This is a genomic window from Microbacterium arborescens, from assembly GCF_030369635.1.
Classification (GTDB): domain Bacteria; phylum Actinomycetota; class Actinomycetes; order Actinomycetales; family Microbacteriaceae; genus Microbacterium.
The window spans coordinates 131,340-149,951 of the sequence record NZ_CP128474.1 but is presented as its reverse complement, the minus strand read 5'-3'; the positions used below and the strand labels follow the sequence as shown (position 1 = coordinate 149,951).

17 protein-coding genes are annotated in these 18,612 nt (G+C 70.6%); 12 read left to right on the top strand and 5 right to left on the bottom strand.

The window, feature by feature from the left end; translation table 11 throughout:
* Nucleotides 1-11: 11 nt before the first annotated feature.
* From QUC20_RS00750 to QUC20_RS00725, 6 genes are all read left to right on the top strand, one after another.
* On the top strand, nucleotides 12-1,727 hold the full coding sequence (locus QUC20_RS00750; RefSeq protein ID WP_289330623.1) for a glycoside hydrolase family 13 protein: 1,716 nt from the start codon (nucleotides 12-14) through the stop codon (nucleotides 1,725-1,727).
* Between the two features lie 15 nt (nucleotides 1,728-1,742).
* Entirely contained in the window at nucleotides 1,743-2,747 is a 1,005-nt protein-coding gene (locus QUC20_RS00745; RefSeq protein ID WP_289330622.1) for a LacI family DNA-binding transcriptional regulator, read from the top strand.
* A gap of 53 nt (nucleotides 2,748-2,800) precedes the next feature.
* On the top strand, nucleotides 2,801-4,015 hold the full coding sequence (locus QUC20_RS00740) for an amidohydrolase (RefSeq protein ID WP_289330621.1): 1,215 nt from the start codon (nucleotides 2,801-2,803) through the stop codon (nucleotides 4,013-4,015).
* Nucleotides 4,012-4,986 carry a hypothetical protein gene (locus tag QUC20_RS00735; RefSeq protein ID WP_289330620.1) on the top strand — a complete coding sequence of 325 codons (975 nt, stop codon included), beginning with the start codon at nucleotides 4,012-4,014 and terminating at the stop codon, nucleotides 4,984-4,986. Before QUC20_RS00740 ends, QUC20_RS00735 begins: the two co-directional genes overlap by 4 nt.
* A 161-nt stretch (nucleotides 4,987-5,147) precedes the next feature.
* Complete coding sequence (locus tag QUC20_RS00730) at nucleotides 5,148-5,903, top strand: hypothetical protein (RefSeq protein ID WP_289330619.1); 756 nt, start codon at nucleotides 5,148-5,150, stop codon at nucleotides 5,901-5,903.
* An 80-nt stretch (nucleotides 5,904-5,983) separates the two neighbouring features.
* Nucleotides 5,984-8,047 (top strand): APC family permease, encoded by a 2,064-nt coding sequence (locus tag QUC20_RS00725; RefSeq protein WP_120263813.1) that lies wholly within the window; start codon nucleotides 5,984-5,986, stop codon nucleotides 8,045-8,047.
* 141 nt (nucleotides 8,048-8,188) lie between these two features.
* Here QUC20_RS00725 and QUC20_RS00720 read toward each other — a convergent pair whose 3' ends face one another.
* The gene (locus QUC20_RS00720; protein ID WP_289330618.1) at nucleotides 8,189-9,130 is read right to left on the bottom strand and encodes a hypothetical protein; all 942 of its coding nucleotides are present in this window, start codon (nucleotides 9,128-9,130) and stop codon (nucleotides 8,189-8,191) included.
* A 162-nt stretch (nucleotides 9,131-9,292) separates the two neighbouring features.
* Here QUC20_RS00720 and QUC20_RS00715 point away from each other — a divergent pair, with 162 nt between their 5' ends.
* Entirely contained in the window at nucleotides 9,293-10,621 is a 1,329-nt protein-coding gene (locus QUC20_RS00715) for an aminotransferase class V-fold PLP-dependent enzyme (protein WP_289330617.1), read from the top strand.
* A complete protein-coding gene (sufU, locus tag QUC20_RS00710) occupies nucleotides 10,618-11,076 on the top strand; it encodes a Fe-S cluster assembly sulfur transfer protein SufU (protein WP_120263816.1) in 459 nt (152 codons plus the stop codon). Before QUC20_RS00715 ends, sufU begins: the two co-directional genes overlap by 4 nt.
* Nucleotides 11,077-11,115: 39 nt before the next feature.
* Here the strand turns inward: sufU and QUC20_RS00705 are convergent, their stop codons facing one another.
* The 4 genes from QUC20_RS00705 to QUC20_RS00690 all read right to left on the bottom strand — a co-directional run bounded on the left by QUC20_RS00705 (nucleotide 11,116) and on the right by QUC20_RS00690 (nucleotide 14,062).
* On the bottom strand, nucleotides 11,116-12,150 hold the full coding sequence (locus QUC20_RS00705; protein ID WP_289330616.1) for a DUF1266 domain-containing protein: 1,035 nt from the start codon (nucleotides 12,148-12,150) through the stop codon (nucleotides 11,116-11,118).
* A 4-nt stretch (nucleotides 12,151-12,154) separates the two neighbouring features.
* Nucleotides 12,155-13,132 carry an SRPBCC family protein gene (locus QUC20_RS00700; protein WP_289330615.1) on the bottom strand — a complete coding sequence of 326 codons (978 nt, stop codon included), beginning with the start codon at nucleotides 13,130-13,132 and terminating at the stop codon, nucleotides 12,155-12,157.
* 63 nt (nucleotides 13,133-13,195) lie between these two features.
* Nucleotides 13,196-13,561 carry an ArsR/SmtB family transcription factor gene (locus QUC20_RS00695; RefSeq protein ID WP_120263818.1) on the bottom strand — a complete coding sequence of 122 codons (366 nt, stop codon included), beginning with the start codon at nucleotides 13,559-13,561 and terminating at the stop codon, nucleotides 13,196-13,198.
* A 165-nt stretch (nucleotides 13,562-13,726) separates the two neighbouring features.
* Nucleotides 13,727-14,062: a TraR/DksA family transcriptional regulator gene (locus tag QUC20_RS00690; RefSeq protein ID WP_289330614.1), complete on the bottom strand. Its 336-nt coding sequence runs from the start codon at nucleotides 14,060-14,062 to the stop codon at nucleotides 13,727-13,729.
* Between the two features lie 73 nt (nucleotides 14,063-14,135).
* Between QUC20_RS00690 and QUC20_RS00685 the strand changes: the two genes are divergently transcribed.
* The 4 genes from QUC20_RS00685 (at nucleotide 14,136) to kdpB (ending at nucleotide 18,604) form a co-directional block, all read left to right on the top strand.
* Nucleotides 14,136-14,351: a hypothetical protein gene (locus QUC20_RS00685; protein WP_289330613.1), complete on the top strand. Its 216-nt coding sequence runs from the start codon at nucleotides 14,136-14,138 to the stop codon at nucleotides 14,349-14,351.
* Between the two features lie 305 nt (nucleotides 14,352-14,656).
* A complete protein-coding gene (kdpF, locus tag QUC20_RS00680) occupies nucleotides 14,657-14,743 on the top strand; it encodes a K(+)-transporting ATPase subunit F (protein ID WP_064955215.1) in 87 nt (28 codons plus the stop codon).
* 1 nt (nucleotide 14,744) lies between these two features.
* Nucleotides 14,745-16,427 carry a potassium-transporting ATPase subunit KdpA gene (gene kdpA, locus QUC20_RS00675; protein ID WP_289330612.1) on the top strand — a complete coding sequence of 561 codons (1,683 nt, stop codon included), beginning with the start codon at nucleotides 14,745-14,747 and terminating at the stop codon, nucleotides 16,425-16,427.
* Nucleotides 16,427-18,604, top strand: a complete 2,178-nt coding sequence (gene kdpB / locus QUC20_RS00670; RefSeq protein WP_289330611.1) for a potassium-transporting ATPase subunit KdpB — start codon at nucleotides 16,427-16,429, stop codon at nucleotides 18,602-18,604. The genes kdpA and kdpB overlap by 1 nt, the downstream gene beginning before the upstream one ends.
* Nucleotides 18,605-18,612: the final 8 nt, after the last annotated feature.

The window sequence follows — 18,612 nt, the reverse complement described above, 5'->3', positions numbered from 1 at the left end:
GAGTGAGCGCCATGACCTCCTCCTCCGTGGACACGGCGGCATCCACCCTCGCCCCGATCGGGATCTCCCGGCCCGGCGCCGAGTGGTGGCGCACCGCCGTCATCTATCAGATCTACCCCCGCTCGTTCGCCGACGCCTCGGGAGACGGCATCGGCGACCTCGCCGGCATCACGTCGCGTCTGGGCGACCTCGCCGAGCTCGGCGTCGACGCCGTGTGGCTGAGCCCCTTCTTCCGTTCGCCGCAGAAGGATGCCGGTTACGACGTCTCCGACTACTGCGACGTCGACCCGCTGTTCGGCACCCTCGCCGACTTCGACGCCATGCTCGACGAAGCGCACGACCGCGGCATCCGGGTCATCGTCGACCTCGTCCCCAACCACTCATCCGACCAGCACGCCTGGTTCCAGGATGCTCTCGCCGCCGAGCCCGGCAGCCCCGAGCGCGCGCGCTACATCTTCCGCGACGGCAAGGGCGCTAACGGCGACGAAGCGCCCAACAACTGGGAGTCGGTCTTCGGCGGCCCCGCGTGGACCCGCACCACGAACCCCGACGGCACACCGGGCCAGTGGTACCTGCACCTGTTCGACTCGACGCAGCCCGACTTCGACTGGGCCAACCCCGAGGTGGGCGACGAGTTCGAGCGCATCCTCCGGTTCTGGCTCGACCGCGGCGTCGACGGGTTCCGTGTCGACGTCGCCCACGGCCTCGTCAAGTCCGACGGCCTGCCCGACTTCGTGCCGGCCGAGGACGCCGGATCGATGGGCGGCGACAGCCTCGACGTCCCCTACTGGGGCCAGGAGGGCGTGCACGACATCTACCGCCGCTGGAACCGCATCCTCGCCGAGTACGAGGGCGACCGCGCCCTGTGCGCCGAAGCGTGGCTGCCGACCGTCGACGAGACCGCCCTGTGGGTCCGCCAGGACGAGATGCACCAGGCGTTCAACTTCCCCTACCTGCAGACCGAGTGGGACGCCGATCACCTCACCGAGGTGATCTCCGAGTCGCTGCGCGCGTTCCCCGCCGTCGGCGCGCCCGCCACCTGGGTACTCTCCAACCACGACGTCGTCCGACACGCCTCGCGCCTGGCTCTCACGGCGGAGAACCCCCAGGGCCACGGGCTCGGACCCGACTCCCCCGGCCAGCCGGATGCCGTCGTGGGACTCGCCCGCGCCCGCGCCGCGACGACGCTCATGCTCGCCCTCCCCGGCTCGGCCTACCTCTACCAGGGCGAGGAGCTCGGGCTTCCCGAGGTCGTGCACCTGCCCGACGACGCCCGTCAGGACCCGACCTGGTTCCGTACCGACGGCGAGCGCTACGGCCGTGACGGATGCCGCGTGCCGATCCCGTGGGAGGCCGACGCCCCCGGTTACGGGTTCAGCCCGACGGGCGCCTCGTGGCTGCCGCAGCCCGAGGAATGGCACGACCTCGCGCGTTCGGTCCAGGACGGCGACCCCGCCTCGACCCTGACCCTCTACCGCGAACTGCTCGCCGCTCGTCGCCAGCACGACCTCGGCGCCGGCACGCTCGAGTGGGTCGACCTGCAGCTCGGCGACGACGTCGTGGCGTTCCGCAACGGCGACGTGCTCGTCGTCGCCAACACCGGCACGAGCGCGGTGACGCTCCCCGCCGGTGAGATCCTGGTCTCGAGCGTCGCGGGGCTCACCGGGACGACCTCGGGAAGCTCCGAGCTGCCCGTCGACGCGGCGGTCTGGATCCGCACGAGCTGACGGAAGGAGCGGGAGATGGTCGGCATCGACGACGTCGCGCGACGCGCGGAGGTCTCGACGGCGACCGTCTCCCGCACCCTCAGCGGCCGGGGCCCGGTGTCACCCACGACGCGCGAGCGCGTGCTGCGAGCGGCATCCGACCTGGGCTACGTCGTCTCGTCGGCGGCGTCGAGTCTCGCATCCGGGCGCACCCGCAACATCGGCGTACTCGTGCCGATGCTCGACCGGTGGTTCTTCTCGCGCGTGCTCACAGGCATTGCCGCGACCCTCCAGCGTGACGACTACGACGTCGCGCTGTACGCCCTGACCGCCGAGGCCGACGAGCGCCGCCGGGTGTTCGCCACCTCGCTGCGACGCCAGCGGGTCGACGGGGTCATCGTGGTGTCGATGGCCCTCGCCCGCGACGAGATCGCGCAGCTGGGCGACCTGGGCCTGCCGGTGATCGCCATGGGCGGGCAGCTCGCCGGCCTGCGCTCGCTCACCGTCGATGAGATCGAGGTCGCCCGGACGGCGACCGAGCATCTCCTCGACCTCGGGCACCGCGACATCGCCCACATCGGCCTGCATCCGCAGTTCGAGGGCGACTTCCACATCCCGTCGCAGCGGCGACGCGGGTTCGAGGCCGCACTGGCCGAGGCCGGCCTGCCCGCGCGTGGCGACCGGTTCGCGGCTGCCGATTTCACGATGGCCGGCGGCCACGAGGCCGCGACGCGGCTGCTCCGTGGCGCCGAGACCCGCCCGACCGCGATCTTCGCGGCCTCGGACGAGATGGCGATCGGCGCGATGCTCGCCGCGCGCGAGCTCGGGCTGCGCGTTCCGGAGGACCTGTCGGTGATCGGGGTCGACGGCCACGACCTCGGCGGGTTCTTCGGCCTCACCACGGTCGATCAGTTTCCGGGACGACAGGGCGAGCGCGTGGCCTCGGCGATGATCGCGGGGCTGCGCGGGGCAGCATCCGAACCCCCCGCCGACCTCGACTTCGCGCTCGTGGAGCGGTCGAGCACCGCACCGCCCGCCTGAAACCGCCGTGGCATCCCGGGCAGCGCGCAGGTGCGCTCCCGTAGGCTCGATGTATGGCTTTGGACCTCGACGCCCTGTACACGGACCTGCACCGGCACCCGGAACTGTCGTTCCAGGAGACGCGGACGGCCGCTGTCATCGCGGCCCGGTTGAGCGAGCTCGGCCTCGAGTACGAGGAAGGCATCGGTCGCACCGGTGTCGCCACCGCCATCCGCAACGGCGACGGCCCGGTCGTCTGGCTGCGCGCCGACATGGATGGCCTCCCGGTGCCCGAGCAGACCGGCCTCGAGTACGCCTCGACGGCACGCGGCGTCGACCCCGCCGGCAACGACGTGCCCGTCATGCACGCGTGCGGCCACGACATGCACGTCACCGCGCTCCTCGGCGCCCTCGAACAGCTCATCGCCACGCAGAACGAGTGGTCGGGCACCGTCGTCGCGGTCTTCCAGCCCGCCGAAGAGTACGGTGCCGGCTCGCAGGCGATGATCTCCGACGGCGTGCTCGAGCGCTTCCCGAAGCCCGACATCGTGCTGGGCCAGCACGTCACGCCCCTCCCCGCGGGTGTCATCGGTGTGCGACCCGGCACGCAGATGGCGGCATCCGACGGCCTCAGTGTCGTGCTCCACGGCCGCGGCGGACACGGCTCGCGCCCGCACTCGACAATCGATCCCGTCGTCATGGCGGCAGCGACCGTCATGCGCCTGCAGACGATCGTCTCGCGCGAGGTCGACCCTCGCGATGTGGCCGTCGTGACGGTCGGCTCGATCCACGCCGGCCTGAAGAACAACATCATCCCGGCCGAGGCGAAGCTCGAGCTCAGCCTGCGCTACCCCGACGACGCCGCGCGCGAGCGCGTCATGGCGAAGGTCGAACGCATCGTGCGGGCCGAAGCGGCGGCGTCGGGCGCGGAGACCGAGCCCACCATCACCGTCGACCACACCCTGCCCCCGACGATCAACGACCACACGGCGACAGCCCGCCTGAGCGCCGCGTTCGAGCGCGCCTTCGGCGAGGGGAGCGTCGTCGACCCGGGCATGTTCACCGGCAGCGAGGACGTCTCGTGGTTCGCGCGCGAGGCCGGCGTTCCCCTCGTGTTCTGGTTCTGGGGCGGCGTCGACCCGCAGAAGTTCGCGGATGCCGTCGCGGCGGGGACCGTCGAGCGCGACATCCCCACAAACCACTCCCCGTTCTTCGCGCCGGTCATGCACCCCACGATCGAGCGCGGTGTCGAGAACCTCGTCGTGGCAGCCAAGGAGTTCCTCGCATGAGCGACCCCAACGACCCGTTCGCCGATTTCGAGCCGTACGAGCCCCCGGAAAAGCCCGGGCGCGCGAAGCGCGAGAAGACGCCGCGCGAGCCTCGTGAGAAGGCGCCTCGCGAGCAGCGCGAGCCTCGCGAGAAGAAGCCCCGCGCGTCGCGTGAGCCCGGACCCAAGCGCGAGAAGGCGTCGGGGATGCCGCCGGTCATGGCGGGCTGGCCCGACGAGCCCCTCGCGCCGCGTCTGGCCGATCAGAACGACGACGGAGGCGGCGGCGACCGCCGTCTGCTCGTCATCCTCTCGAGCATCGCGGGGCTGCTGGTCGTCGCGGTCGTCGTGGTCTTCGTGATCTACCTGACGCAGCAGTCGCAGCGCCAGGAGCCCGCGGCCGATCCGGTGCCGACCGCTCCGGCGACGCAGTCGATTCCGCAGCCGTCGGACACCCCGGTGCCATCGGAGAGCCCGAGCGCCCCCGCGGCGACGTCGGGCGTCGCGGTGACCGCCGACGGGTTCACGATCGCCGACGCGAGCGGTTCGACCGTCTTCACCCACGCATGGGCGGATGACGCGGCTCCCGCCGTGGCTGCCCTCACCGAGCTCTTCGGTGCCGCGCCGACCGAGGACTTCCAGAACGGCGACGCCGAGAACTACGCGTACAAGATCTACGCCTGGGAGGGCTTCCGCCTGCACGACGTCTTCCTGAGCGAGGGCAACCGTCCGCGTGCCGAGGTTCCCGCACCGACGTTCATCTCGTACGACTCCGACATCGACGTCCCGGTGACCGACGACTTCGGCGTCGAGCTCGACATGTCGGCCGACGAGGTCGCCGCGCTCGGTCCCGACTCCGGGCAGGGCGGGTCGTTCGTGTTCGGCTCGGACCGCAACACGTTCTACCAGGACGGTCAGCGCCGCTTCGGGGCAGCCGTCACGGTCGAGGGCAGCAAGGTCACCGTCACCTACACCTTCCGCGCCGGTCGCTGATCCGGAGCCCCGGTGCCGGGTGCCGGGGACGCCGATGCAAGGGTCCGTCACCGACACGCCGCGGCGCGGCATCCGCACGCGGCGCGTTGTGACCGATTCGTTGCATCCGCGTACCGCCCCGGGATGCCGCCGGCGGTGACTGCCCTGCCAGGATGGCGAGTATGACCACAGCGACATCGCGGCGGCCCCTCATCGTGCTCTCGATCGTGGCGGGGGTGCTGCTGGTCGTGGCGGCGGTGGTCGTGTTCCTGCTCACGCAGCGCGATAGCGCGCCCGCGGCGGCGCCGTCGTCACCGGCTCCGACCAGCGCGACACCGGCGCCTACCCCAACACCCACGCCGACAACGACGCCGACAGATGCCGCTCCCCTCGCGGCCGAGATCGTCATGGCGGCGACAGGTTTCACGATCGTCGCCGACGACGGGTCGACGCTGCTCGAGTTCCGCTGGCGCGATGAGGTCGGGCCCGCCGTCGCCGCTCTGACCGAGGCGTTCGGAATGGAGCCCGGGCTCGGCGTTTACCCGGGTGATGGGAATCACTTTCCCGACTACACGATCTACGACTGGGCCGGATTCACCCTGTACGACATGGTGGTGGCCCCAGGCGACAAGCCGCGGGACGAGTACGGCATCCCGACTCGAGCGGCGATCACCGCCAATGCGGTCGGCGGTGTCGCCCTCACGCCAGAGTTCGGTCTTGCGATCGGGATGGACCTCGAGGCTGTACGTGCGGCCGGTCCGGATGAGGAGTCGGAGTTCAGGGACGGCGGGCTGAGGTTCTCCTTTGAGATCGAGCGCACCGGCCGCTGGCCGGAAGAGGGGTCGACCGACGACCTCACCTACAGCGTCTTCGTTGACTCAGACCCTGACACGACCCATGTGACCGCCATCGACTACGCCCCGTTCTCGCGGCTCTAGAGAATCGAAAAGGGGCGGTTCGGCAACACTCTGGTGACGCTCGGCGCGGCGAGATTGCGCAGGATGCCGCGCCAGGCGTAATGTCGCCCGCCGTGACCACTGACAGTCGCGAGCCGGGCGAGGATTCGACGCCCATCGCCAAGCGCATCCTCATCGGCGATCCGCTCGACTCCGAGAAGCTCGACGAGCAGCTCCTGCCCAAGCGCCGGGCGCTGCCGATCTTCGCCTCAGACGCCCTGTCGTCGGTCGCCTACGCGCCGCAGGAACTGCTGATGATCCTGGCGATCGGCGGCACGGCGATGCTCGCTTTCAGCCCGTGGGTCGCGCTCGCGGTCGTGGCCCTGCTCGTCGTCGTCGTCCTCAGCTACCGGCAGCTGATCAAGGCCTACCCCTCGGGCGGCGGCGACTACGAGGTCGCACGCACGAACCTCGGCGAGAAGGCGGGCGTCGTCGTCGCGGCCGCGCTGCTGGTCGACTACATCCTGACGGTGGCGGTGTCAGTAGCCTCCGGTGTCGACAACATCATCTCGGCGCTGCCCGGGCTTGCGCCGTGGCGGGTCGAGTTGGCGGTCGGCTTCGTCGTCCTCATCATCATCGTCAACCTCCGCGGCGTGCGTGAGGCCTCGTCGGCGTTCGCCGTGCCGACCTACATCTTCATCGGTTCGGTCGGCGTCATGGTGGCGACGGGACTCATCCGCACGTTCCTCGGCGATGCGCCCGTGGCGTCGAGCGCGCAGTTCGCGATGGAAGCCGAGAGCCTCAGCCAGGTCGCGCTCATCCTGCTGATCCTGCGGGCGTTCTCGAGCGGCTGCTCCGCGCTGACCGGCGTCGAAGCGGTGTCGAACGGCGTGCCGGCCTTCCGCGCCCCGAAGGTCGAGAACGCGCAGAAGACCCTCGTCATGATGGGCACGATCGCCATCCTGCTGTTCTCGGGGCTGACGGCACTCGGCCTCATCACCGGCGTGCACTACGCCGAGGATCCGTGCGCCCTCGTCGGCTTCGATTGCGTCAACCAGCCGCAGCCGAGTCTCATGGCGCAGATCGCCGCCGCGACGTTCGGCATGGGCTCGATCCCGTTCTTCATCATCCAGGCGGCGACCGCGTGCGTGCTGCTGCTGGCCGCGAACACCGCGTTCAACGGGTTCCCGCTGCTGGGGGCGGTGCTGGCCCGCGACGGATACGCGCCGAAGTCGCTCAACACCCGCGGCGACCGTCTCGTCTTCTCCAACGGCATGATCATCCTGGGGCTCGCCGCGATCCTCGTGCTCGTGGTCTTCCAGGCCGACCTGACGACGCTCATCCAGCTGTACATCATCGGCGTGTTCGTCTCGTTCTCGCTGGGCCAGGTCGGCATGGTCAAGCACTGGAGGCGCGAGCTGCGGCTGCTGCATCCGACTGCCACCGCCGACCGCGCGGAGGCCCGACGCGGTCTCGTGATCAACGGAATCGGAGCGACCTTCACCGTGGCGGTCCTCCTGATCGTCACGGTGACGAAGTTCACCCACGGCGCGTGGCTCGTGTTCATCGCCATCCCGATCCTGGCTTTCCTCATGGTCGGCGTGAGCCGCTACTACCGCGACGTCGAGCACGAGATCGCGATGGACGACGACGTGCACTTCGGGTCGACGGGGGACGTCGCCCTCGTCCTGGTGAACCGCCTGCAGAAGCCGGTCGCGAAGGCCATCGATTACGCCCTGTCGGCCAAGCACGATAAGACGATCGCCGTGCACGTGGCGGTGTCGAAGGAGTCCGCGCAGGACGTGCAGACCGAGTGGGAGGTGCACGGAGTGCCGGTCCCGCTCGTCATCATCGAGTCGCCGTACCGCCAGTACGCGGCTCCGCTCGCCGCCTTCATCCGCAAATACCGTGAGAAGCACGGCTCGGCGGTCGTGACGGTCTACCTGCCGCAGTACATCGTCGGCCACTGGTGGGAGACCTTCCTGCACAACCGACGCGCACGCCGCATCGCGCAGCAGCTGATGATGGTGCACGGCGTGCAGATCACCCTTGTGCCCTGGTTGCTCGATTCGTCGGAGATCGTCTACGGTCGGCGCTCGCGCCCCATGCCCGGCGATGACCGCGCGGGCCGCGCCTCCGCGACCTACGGCCTCGTGGCCCACACTGATTCGCCCGACGAGCGCTGAGCCCGCGCCCGCGCCCGCGCCGGGCGTCGCGGGCCGGGTCGATGCGAGAACGTACCCTCGCCGCGACACCGCACCCTCCACGGTGCCCTCTCGCGCGAACGGTAGGCTCTCGCGCACTGCGTGCCCGGTGCCGGGCGTCCGTCAGGCGTCGAGAAGGAGACGTTCGCGGTGGGCGAGGAGGGCGGCGGTGCGCGTCTCGACGGCATCCGCCCGCTGGACGAGGTAGTCGCCGAGGCCATCGAGACGCAGGCGAAGATCGGATGCCGCGGCCTGCGCGTCGGCGATGCGCTGGCGCACCATGAAGTCCGCGATCACGTTGTCGAACAGCACGTCGAAGACGGCGAGCGAATCCGAGATCTGCACGCCCGCGAGGGGCGGCGCGTCGATGTCGGCGAGTTCGGTCGCCAGAGTCTCGAGCGCCCGGTTCACGACCGTGAAGGCGCGGGCGGACCGTCCGACGCGGTCGTGCTTCATCCAGTCGGCGACCATGCCGCCGCCGAAAAAGGTGTCATAGGTCGACCAGCCTCCCGCGGAGTCGAGGGCCTGCTGTGCAGCGCCGAGAGCCTCCTGGGCCCGCTCGAGCGCCGACCGCGCCTCGGCGATCTCCCGTGCCTCGGCGCTGAGCACGCCGGCCTCGGAGTCGAGCCGCGTGAGCTCGGCCGCGGCATCCGGATCGGCGGCCCGCAGTTCGTGCTCGCGCCGGGCGAGGGCGGCCGCGTAGGCGGCATCCACGTCGCCGAGCGCGGCGATCTCGTCCTCGATCCGGGCCAGGTCGACCCGGGCGTGCGCGAGCCGCTCGGTCGCGCCGTCGACGGCATGCTCGGCCGCCTGCTGCTCCGCCCGCTCGACCGCAAGCTTGTCGTCGATGTCGCCGCGGAGGAGACCCCACACCTGCGCCGGCGAGAAGCGCTCGAGACGGCGCACGTCGGCGGTCTCGACCCGCAGCTTCTGCTGCAGCTCGGCGAGGTCGCGCTCGCGCTGCGCGACGAGGCCGCGGGCGGCGTCGGCGTGCGCGGTCAGCTGGTCGCGCCGCGCGCGGTCACGCGCCGCATCGTGCAGGTCACCGGAAGTCGTGTCACTCATACCCCTCATCGTGCCAGCGCGCCGCGCTCGTCCGCAGCGAGCGCGTACCGGTGCCGCGAGCGCGTACCCCACACGGTGCGTTCTCGCGGCGGGGGTACGTTCTCGCCGATCCAGCTCGACCCGGCCCGAGCTCGCGTCGGCGGGCGGGCGTAGCCTAGAGGGGTGAGCTCTCCCGCCGTTCCCGCCGCTTCGCCCCGCGTCAGCCCGCTCGACGCGGTGTCGTTGCGCGCCGACTTCCCGATCCTGTCGGAGCACGTCAACGGGCACCGGCTCGTGTACCTCGACTCCGCCGCGACGAGTCAGAAGCCCACCGCGGTCCTCGATGCCGAACGCGACTTCCTCACGCACGCCAACTCCGCCGTCCACCGCGGCGCCCACACTCTCGCGGCCGAAGCGACCGATCTGTTCGAAGATGCCCGCGCCACGGTCGCCGGCTTCGTCGGGGCGCAGCCCGAGCAGCTCGTCTGGACCAGCGGCGCGACGGCGGGCCTCAACCTCGTCGCCTACGCGATCGGCAACGCCACGCTCGGCCGGGGCGCACCCGCATCAGCGCCCTACGCGCTCTCCCCGGGCGACGAGATCGTCACGACGGCGATCGAGCACCACGCCAACCTCATCCCCTGGCAGGAGCTCGCCGCCCGCACGGGAGCCGTGCTGCGCCACATCCCCGCACGGGCCGACGGCACGCTCGACCTGGATGCCGCGGCAGCCATCATCGGCGAACGCACCCGGATCGTCGCCTTCACGCACGTCTCGAACGTGCTCGGCATCGTCAACCCGGTCGCCGAGATCGTCGCGCTCGCCCAAGCGGTCGGCGCGACGACGGTGCTCGACGCCTGCCAGTCGGCGCCGCACCTGCCGCTCGACCTCCCCGCGCTCGGCGTCGACCTCGCCGTCTTCAGCGGCCACAAGATGCTCGGCCCCTACGCGATCGGCGGGCTGTACGGCCGCGCCGAGGTGCTCGACGCACTGCCGCCGTTCCTCACCGGCGGGTCGATGATCACCACCGTCACGCTCGACCACGCCGAGTACCTGCCGGCTCCGCAGAAGTTCGAGGCCGGAACGCAGGCCGTCGGACCCGCCATCGGCCTCGCCGCCGCCGTCCGCTACCTGCAGGATGTCGGGCCCGCGAACATCCACGCGCACGAGGTCGCGCTGGCCGAGCGCATGGGCGCGGGGCTGCGCGAGATCCCCGGCATCCGCCTGCTCGGCGATGCGCCGGGCACCGACCGCGTCGGCCTGTGGTCGTTCGACGTCGCCGGTGTGCACGCGCACGACGCGGGACAGTTCCTCGACGCCCAGGGCATCGCCGTGCGGGTCGGACACCACTGCGCCGCGCCGCTGCACCGGCAGTTCGGGATGACGGCATCCGTCCGCGCCTCGACGGCGCTGTACAACACCGAGGACGACGTCGACCTGTTCCTCGACGCGGTGCGCGGCATCCGCGGCTTCTTCGGCGTCACCGACGAGGCCGAAGGGGCACACGCATGACCGGGCTCGACTCGCTGTACCAGGAGCTCATCCTCGATCACTCGAAGCACCCGGTCGGCAACCCGCTTCACGACGTCGGCGACGCGGCGCATGCCGACTCGCACCAGAAGAACCCCGTCTGCGGCGACGAGATCACGCTGCGCGTCGCCGTCGACGGCGACCGCATCACCGAGGTCTCGTGGGAGGGCACCGGCTGCTCGATCTCGCAGGCCTCGGCCTCGATGCTGGCCTCGCTGGTCGAAGAGGAGATCGAAGGCGACGGGATGACGCGGGCCGACGCGGTCGCGCTCATCGAGCGCTTCCGCGAGGCGCTGCGCTCGCGCGGCACCATTCCCCTCGACGAGGAGACCTTCGGCGACGCCGCGGCGCTGTCGGGCGTCTCGAAGTTCTCGGCTCGCGTCAAGTGCGCGATGCTCGCCTGGGTCGCGCTCGAAGACGGACTCGGCCGCGCCTGAACCGCGTCGCGGCCGGTCAGGCCGACGGCCAGGCACCGTTCAGGCCGACGGCCAGCCGACGGATGCCGCGGGCCAGTCCGACCGCTGCAGCTCGGCGAGCGTCTCGCGCTGGCGCTGCACCGACTCGAGCGAGTCCGTGCGGAACGCCGTGGCGACGACGACCTCGCGCCAGTACTCGTCGCGATCGCGGTACGTGGTGAAGGCCCGGCTCGCCAACGGCTCGAGCAGTGACCACGCCTCGTCGGCCGTCAGGTAGCCGGCGACGTACGCGTAGCGGACACCGCCGATCGCGCGCTCGATGTCGGCGGCGAGCAGCAGTCGCGGCGGGCGAGCGTCGTCGCCACGGGCGAGGTCGTGGATGTCGAAGACCGGCAGATCGGTGAGGGCCGCGATGCGCGACATCATGTGCTCCGCGGCATCGCTCTGCGCGACTTCGGCGAACCGTGTCGAGAGCACGCCCCGCGCGAGCGTGTCAGCCACCAGCAGCTCGGCGTCGGAGCGCGAGACGATCTTGAACTGCTCGTCGAGTGCTGCACGAAGCTGCTGCATGCCCGGCAGCGGAAGCGCGAACCACGGTGATCCGTCGGCGCCGTCGCGGTGCTTCGAGCGCAGATCCTGCGGCAGCTCGGCGAAGGTCGGCGTGAACGCGAGCGACGAGTTCCAGCCGCGCATCGCGAAGTCGCTTGCGGCGTCGAGGGCGAGGATCTGCTGCTGTCGCGGCGTGAGCGGGCTCCGCGCCGCGAGGGCGAGGTACTGCCGCTGCGCATCTCGCGGAGCGCGGGCGTCGCGCGCGGCGAGGACGATCGACGCCACGAGCAGGCCCGCGCACATCCCCAGGAAGAGACCGAACAGGTTGTTCCCGAAATCCTCGCTGCCCACCAACACGTAGGACAGCACCAAGCCCAGGATGCCGATCGGCACCGCGATCGCCGTCACGGGCAGGGCTCGCTTGCCCATGGCTTTGGGGTCGGCCTTGCGCCGCGCGTCCAGCATCCGCGTGTACCGCCGCCGGGGGCGGACGGGGAACTCCACGTCGCCGGGATGATTCTGCAGGGCGATCACGGGTTCGGTCACCCCATCATTTTGTCAGTACCTCCGTCTCGAGACGGGCGTACGAGTCCTCCATGCCGTCGGCCATGCCGGTAGCGAGAATCATGTCGCGCGTCTCCTTGTCGGGGTACTCGACGAGGAGCGTGAGGAGGGTGGCGCCGTCTTCTTCGTACAGCTGCAGATCGTTGATCGTGCCGGGGCCGTCGGCTCCCGACATCCGCTCGGTCGTGACCTCGCGCCGGGGCGCGTCGAGCTGCAGCAGTTCGCCCTCGAATCCGAACGCCGTCTCGGGAGCGTCGTCCTGCTCCCACGCGTAGCGGTAGGTGCTGCCGACATCCGTGGCGGGTTCGGCGACCGTCATGGTCCAGCCGTCGGGACCCAGCATCCACTTCTTCAGCAGCTCGGTCTCGTGATGCGCACGCCACACGAGCTCGCGCGGACCGTCGATGAAGCGCGTGATGCGCACGTGGGTGTCGTCGAGCAGCTCGACGCGGGTGCCCTGGCCCTGCGCGAAAGCGCGGAGGTCTTGCACGACAGCGTCGAGCTGTCCCATCGCGAGGCGCGAGCCCTCGATCGCGCCCATGGCGATGACCTGCTCGAGGCCCTCGGCCGAGGTGAAGTAGGTGACGTTCGTCAGCCGCGAGCCCGTGTCGGTCGCATCGAAGGAGAACACCATCCGCATCGCCGGGAACTGCTCCATCGGCTCGCCGTTCTCATCGGCGAAGGCGTCGAGGACCTCGAAGCTGCGGCCCTCGTCGATGGCGATGAACTCCCAGGTGCCCCGAGACTTCTCGCCCTGTGGGCTCGACATGGCGTACTGCGCGCGTCCGCCCGGGGTGAAGTCGAACCGCGTGAACGTCGCGGGCCAGCCGGGAGGGCCCCAGAAGCGCTCGAGCTGCGCGGGCTGCGTGAACGCGCGCCAGAGGCGGTCGACGGGCGCGGCGACATCCGCCACGAGCGTCATCGTGAGGTTGTCGGCATCGGTGGTGATGTCGGTGACGGGCATCGGATTCTCCTTCGAACAGATGGTGCGCGTGCGGTGTGGTGCGGTTCTGTGGGTTTGCGGGGGTCAGTCTTCGGGCTCGGCGAGCAGCGCGTCGAGGCGGTCGACGCGGGCCCGCCAGAGGTCTTCGTAGCGGGCGAGGAGCGCACGGGCGCGGGCGATCATGGCGGGGTCGGCGCGCACGAGCCGCTCGCGCCCCTCGGCTCGCTTGACGATGAGGCCGGCGGTCTCGAGCACGCCGACGTGCTTCTGCACCGCGGCGAACGACATGTCGTAGTCGGCTGCGAGCGCCGACACCGACTGCTCGTGCTCGATCGTCCGGCGGAGGATGTCGCGACGCGTCGCCGTCGCGAGCGCGTGGAAGAGGCGGTCGATGTCGTCATCGCTCAGCTCGCTCCGCTCGCTCGGCCGGGGTTCGTTTCGTGCAACCATTTGGTTGTACGTTAGGGGTGCGGGTGGCGGGTGTCAATGCCCTGGCCGATCGAACTTCGGAGATCGGCGCGAAAGTCGGACCGATCCGCCGCATCCGTCCGAATCTCACGTGATTCTCCGAAGTTCAACGCGGACGCGGGCGGCGCGGGCACCTACCCGCGTGGGTCAGCGCGAAGCGCACGCGACGCACATCGTCGCGTGCGGGCGCACCTCGAGGCGCTCGACCGGGATGTCGCGGCCGCAGCTCGCGCACACCCCGTATGTTCCGGCGGCGACGCGGGCGAGCGAGGCTTCGACCTCGGCGAGCTCGGCCCGCGCCGCGCGGCGCAGGGCCTCGACCCGCTGCCACTCCCCCGACAGCGTCGAGCCCTCGGGGTCGTGCTCGTCATCGGCTGTCGCGTCGGCACGGTCGTGACGGAGGCTGTCGTCGTCGGCATCCAGCCGGTCGAGCTGCACGGTGAGCTCGCGCTCGCGCTCGTGCAGTCGCGCTTCCGGGTCCATCCCGCGACCCTACGTCAAGCCGGTGACATCGACGGCCGGATCGGCGCACGCTGAGGGTGGAAGGGAGTACGACATGACCGATCACCACGACAACGAGGCCGAGCACGCCGACGAGGGCGCCCAGCACGCACCCGACGAGACGCCCTCGACGGAGGAGCTCGAAGAGCCCAGCGTCGCGAAAGAGCCGGGCGAAGAGCCCAAGGCTCCCGAGAAGAAGGACGAGGAGCCGAGCCACCACGCCGTCGGCATCGGGGTCATCGACGACGAATCCTCGCCGCTCGCGCCCTGACCCCGCCCCCTGATCCGACCGGAGGCCCGGGCCTGGCGATACATCTGCAGGACCGGTGGTGCTGGTGACGCGTCGAACCCCGTTCCAGGCGACACCAGCTCCGGCCGTCCGACGGATGTATCGCCAGAGACCGTGAGGGCGGCGTGAGGAGCGGGCGCGAGGCCGTATGAATTCCGTGAGGACGACGGATGCGGCGTCCGACGGGGTGTTGCATCTGATCTCGTGCTCGACCTCATCTATCTCGCCGCGATCCTCGCGCTCTTCGCCGTCGCCGGCCTCATCGCCCGGGGGGTCGAGAAGCTGTGATGGTCTTCTCGCTCCTCGCGGCGGTGCTGGCCGTCGCCGCCATCGTCTACCTCGTCGTCGCCCTCGTGCGGCCCGAACGGTTCTGACGTGGATGCCGCGCAGATCGGGTTCGCGTCGCTGCAGATCGCGACCCTCGTCCTCATCCTCGTCCTGCTGTACCGGCCCGTCGGCGACTACATCGCCCGCGTCTACACATCGCCGCGCGACCTCGCCGTCGAACGGGGCGTCTACCGCCTGATCGGCGTCGACCCGCGCACCGAGCAAACCTGGCAGGCCTACGCCCGCGGCGTGCTGCTGTTCTCCCTGGTCGGCGTCGTGGTCGTCTACGGGCTACAGCGGATCCAGCCGCTTCTGCCGTTCAGCCTCGGCCTGCCCGCACCGAGCGAGCACCTCGCGTTCAACACCGCCATCTCGTTCGTGACCAACACCAACTGGCAGTCGTACTCGCCCGAGGCGACGCTCGGCTACACCGTGCAGTTCGCGGGTCTCGCCGTGCAGAACTTCGTCTCGGCGGCGGTCGGGATCGCCGTCGCCATCGCCCTCGTCCGTGGCTTCGCCTACCGCCGCTCCGGCACGATCGGCAACTTCTGGGTCGACCTCGTGCGCGGGCTCGGCCGCATCCTCCTCCCGATGGCGATCGTCGCGGCCGTCGTGCTGCTCGCGGGCGGCGTCATCCAGAACTTCGCCGGATTCACCGACGCGCAGACCGTCGCCGGCGGGGCGCAGTCGATCCCGGGCGGGCCGGTCGCGAGCCAGGAGGCCATCAAGCTGCTCGGCACGAACGGCGGCGGGTTCTTCAACGCGAACTCCGCGCACCCGTTCGAGAACCCGACGCCGTGGACCAACCTGTTCGAGATCCTGCTGCTCCTCGTCATCCCGTTCGCCATGCCGCGCGCCTTCGGCCGCATCGTCGGCGACGATCGCCAGGGCTACACGATCGTCGCGGTCATGGGCGGGATCTTCCTCACCTCGATCGCCCTCGGCTCGTGGGCCGAGGCGTCCGGCGGCGGCGCGGCGACGCAGCTCGCGGGCGCCGCGATGGAGGGCAAGGAGACGCGGTTCGGCGTCGCCGCGTCGGCCCTGTTCGGCGGCGCTTCCACGCTCACGTCGACGGGCGCGGTCAACGCGATGCACGACAGCTTCACGCCACTCGGAGGCATGATGCCGATGCTCAACATGATGCTCGGCGAGATCGCGCCCGGCGGCGTCGGTTCGGGGCTGTACGGGATGCTGGTGCTCGCGATCCTCGCGGTGTTCGTCGGCGGCCTGCTGATCGGACGCACGCCCGAATACCTCGGCAAGAAGATCGGGCCCCGCGAGATCAAGCTCGCGAGTCTGTACATCCTCGTGACGCCGACGCTCGTGCTCGCCGGCACCGCGCTGAGCTTCGCCATCCCGGCCGTCCGCGCCGACGTCGAGGGCACCTCGATCTGGAACCCGGGCGTCCACGGCCTGAGCGAGATCCTCTACGCGTTCACCTCTGCGGCGAACAACAACGGGTCTGCCTTCGCCGGCCTCACCGCCAACACCCCGTGGCTCAACACGGCGCTCGGCGTCGCGATGCTGCTCGGCCGGTTCATCCCGATCGTGCTCGTGCTCGCCCTCGCCGGATCGCTCGCCGCTCAAGACACCGTGCCGTCGAGCGCCGGCACCCTGCCGACGCACCGTCCGCAGTTCGCGGGCCTGCTCGCCGGCGTCGTCGTCATCATCACCGCGCTCACCTACTTCCCGGTCCTCACCCTGGGCCCCCTCGCCGAAGGACTCTCCTGATGTCTGCCCCTCTGACCGAAACCCGGCCCTCATCCGGCCCGTCGTCTGCGGACCCGGACGCCAGTCCGGCACCGCGCCGGCGCAGCGCCTTCAGCCTCGAGCAGGTCGGCGCCGCCCTCCCCGGCGCCCTCCGCAAGCTCAACCCCGCCGCGCAATGGCGGAACCCCGTGATGTTCCTCGTCTGGATCGGCGCGGCCCTCACCACGGCGATCGCGATCGCGGAGCCGTTCCTGGGCGGCCCCGAGACCTCGGGCGGCACGGACGTGCCGACCGGGTTCACGTGGGGCATCGCGGTCTGGCTGTGGCTCACGGTGTTCTTCGCGAACGTGGCGGAGTCGGTCGCCGAGGGCCGCGGCAAGGCGCAGGCAGAGGCGCTGCGCAAGACGCGGACGACCACGACCGCGCGCCGGGTCGTCTCGTACGACGAGCGGACGGATGCCGCAGCCCGCGGCGCCGCGACCGAGGAAGTGCCCTCGGCCGACCTCCGGCTCGGAGATGTCGTCCTCGTCGAAGCGGGCGAGCTCATCCCGGGCGACGGAGACATCGTCGACGGGATCGCAACGGTCGACGAATCGGCGATCACGGGCGAGTCTGCTCCCGTCGTCCGGGAGTCCGGCGGCGACCGCAGCGCCGTCACGGGCGGCACCCGGGTGCTCTCCGACCGCATCGTCGTGAGGATCACGTCGAAGCCCGGCGAGACGTTCGTCGACCGCATGATCGCCCTCGTCGAGGGCGCTGCGCGGCAGCGCACACCAAACGAGATCGCCCTCAACATCCTGCTCGCGAGCCTGTCGATCGTCTTCGTCGTGGTCGTGCTGGCGATGAATCCGATCGCGTCGTACAGCGCCTCCCCCGTCAGCATTCCGGTGCTCGTCGCACTGCTGGTCTGCCTGATCCCCACCACGATCGGCGCGCTGCTGTCGGCCATCGGCATCGCGGGCATGGACCGCCTCGTGCAGCGGAACGTCCTGGCGATGTCGGGTCGTGCCGTCGAGGCGGCCGGCGATGTGACGACCCTGCTGCTCGACAAGACCGGCACGATCACCTACGGCAACCGGCGCGCGTCGGAGTTCGTCGCGATGACCGGCATCGACGCGACCGACCTCGCCCGCGCGGCATCCCTCTCGTCGCTATCCGACCCGACGCCCGAGGGCACCTCGGTCGTCGAGCTCGCGGCCTCGCAGCATGTCGTCGCCGAGCTCCCTCGCGACGCCGTCGCGGTGGCCTTCACGGCGCAGACGCGCATGAGCGGCGTCGACCTGCCCGACGGCACGCAGGTGCGCAAGGGCGCGTCGGGGTCGGTGCTCGCCTGGCTCGACGCGTCGGCGCGACCGGTCTCAACCGAGGCCCGCGCAGAGCTGCTGCACCACGCCGACGCGATCGCGCAGTCCGGCGGCACACCGCTGGCCGTCGCGACCCTCGACGCGTCGGGAACCGGAACCCTGCTCGGCGTCATCCACCTGAAGGATGTCGTCAAGGACGGGCTGCGCGACCGCTTCGAGGAGCTGCGCTCGATGGGCATCCGCACCGTCATGATCACGGGCGACAACCCGCTGACCGCTGCCGCGATCGCGAGAGAGGCGGGTGTCGACGACTTCCTCGCCGAGGCGACACCCGAAGACAAGCTCGCCCTGATCCGCAAGGAGCAGGAGGGCGGCCACCTCGTCGCGATGACCGGTGACGGCACGAACGACGCTCCGGCTCTGGCGCAGGCCGACGTCGGCGTGGCGATGAACACGGGCACGTCGGCGGCGAAGGAGGCCGGCAACATGGTCGACCTCGACTCGGATCCGACCAAGCTCATCGACATCGTCCGCATCGGAAAGCAGCTGCTCATCACGCGCGGGGCGCTCACGACGTTCTCGCTCGCGAACGACATCGCCAAGTACTTCGCGATCATCCCGGCGATGTTCATGGGCGTGTTCCCGGGGCTCGCCGCGCTCAACATCATGCAGCTGTCGTCGCCGGCATCCGCCGTCACGAGCGCGATCGTGTTCAACGCGATCGTCATCATCGTGCTCATCCCGCTCGCGCTGCGGGGAGTGGCCTACCGCGCGGCGAGCGCCTCGTCGATCCTGAGCCGCAATCTCGTCGTGTACGGGCTCGGCGGCGTCATCGCACCGTTCGTCGGCATCAAGCTGATCGACCTCGTCGTCAGCCTCATCCCGGGCTTCTGAGCCCCGTC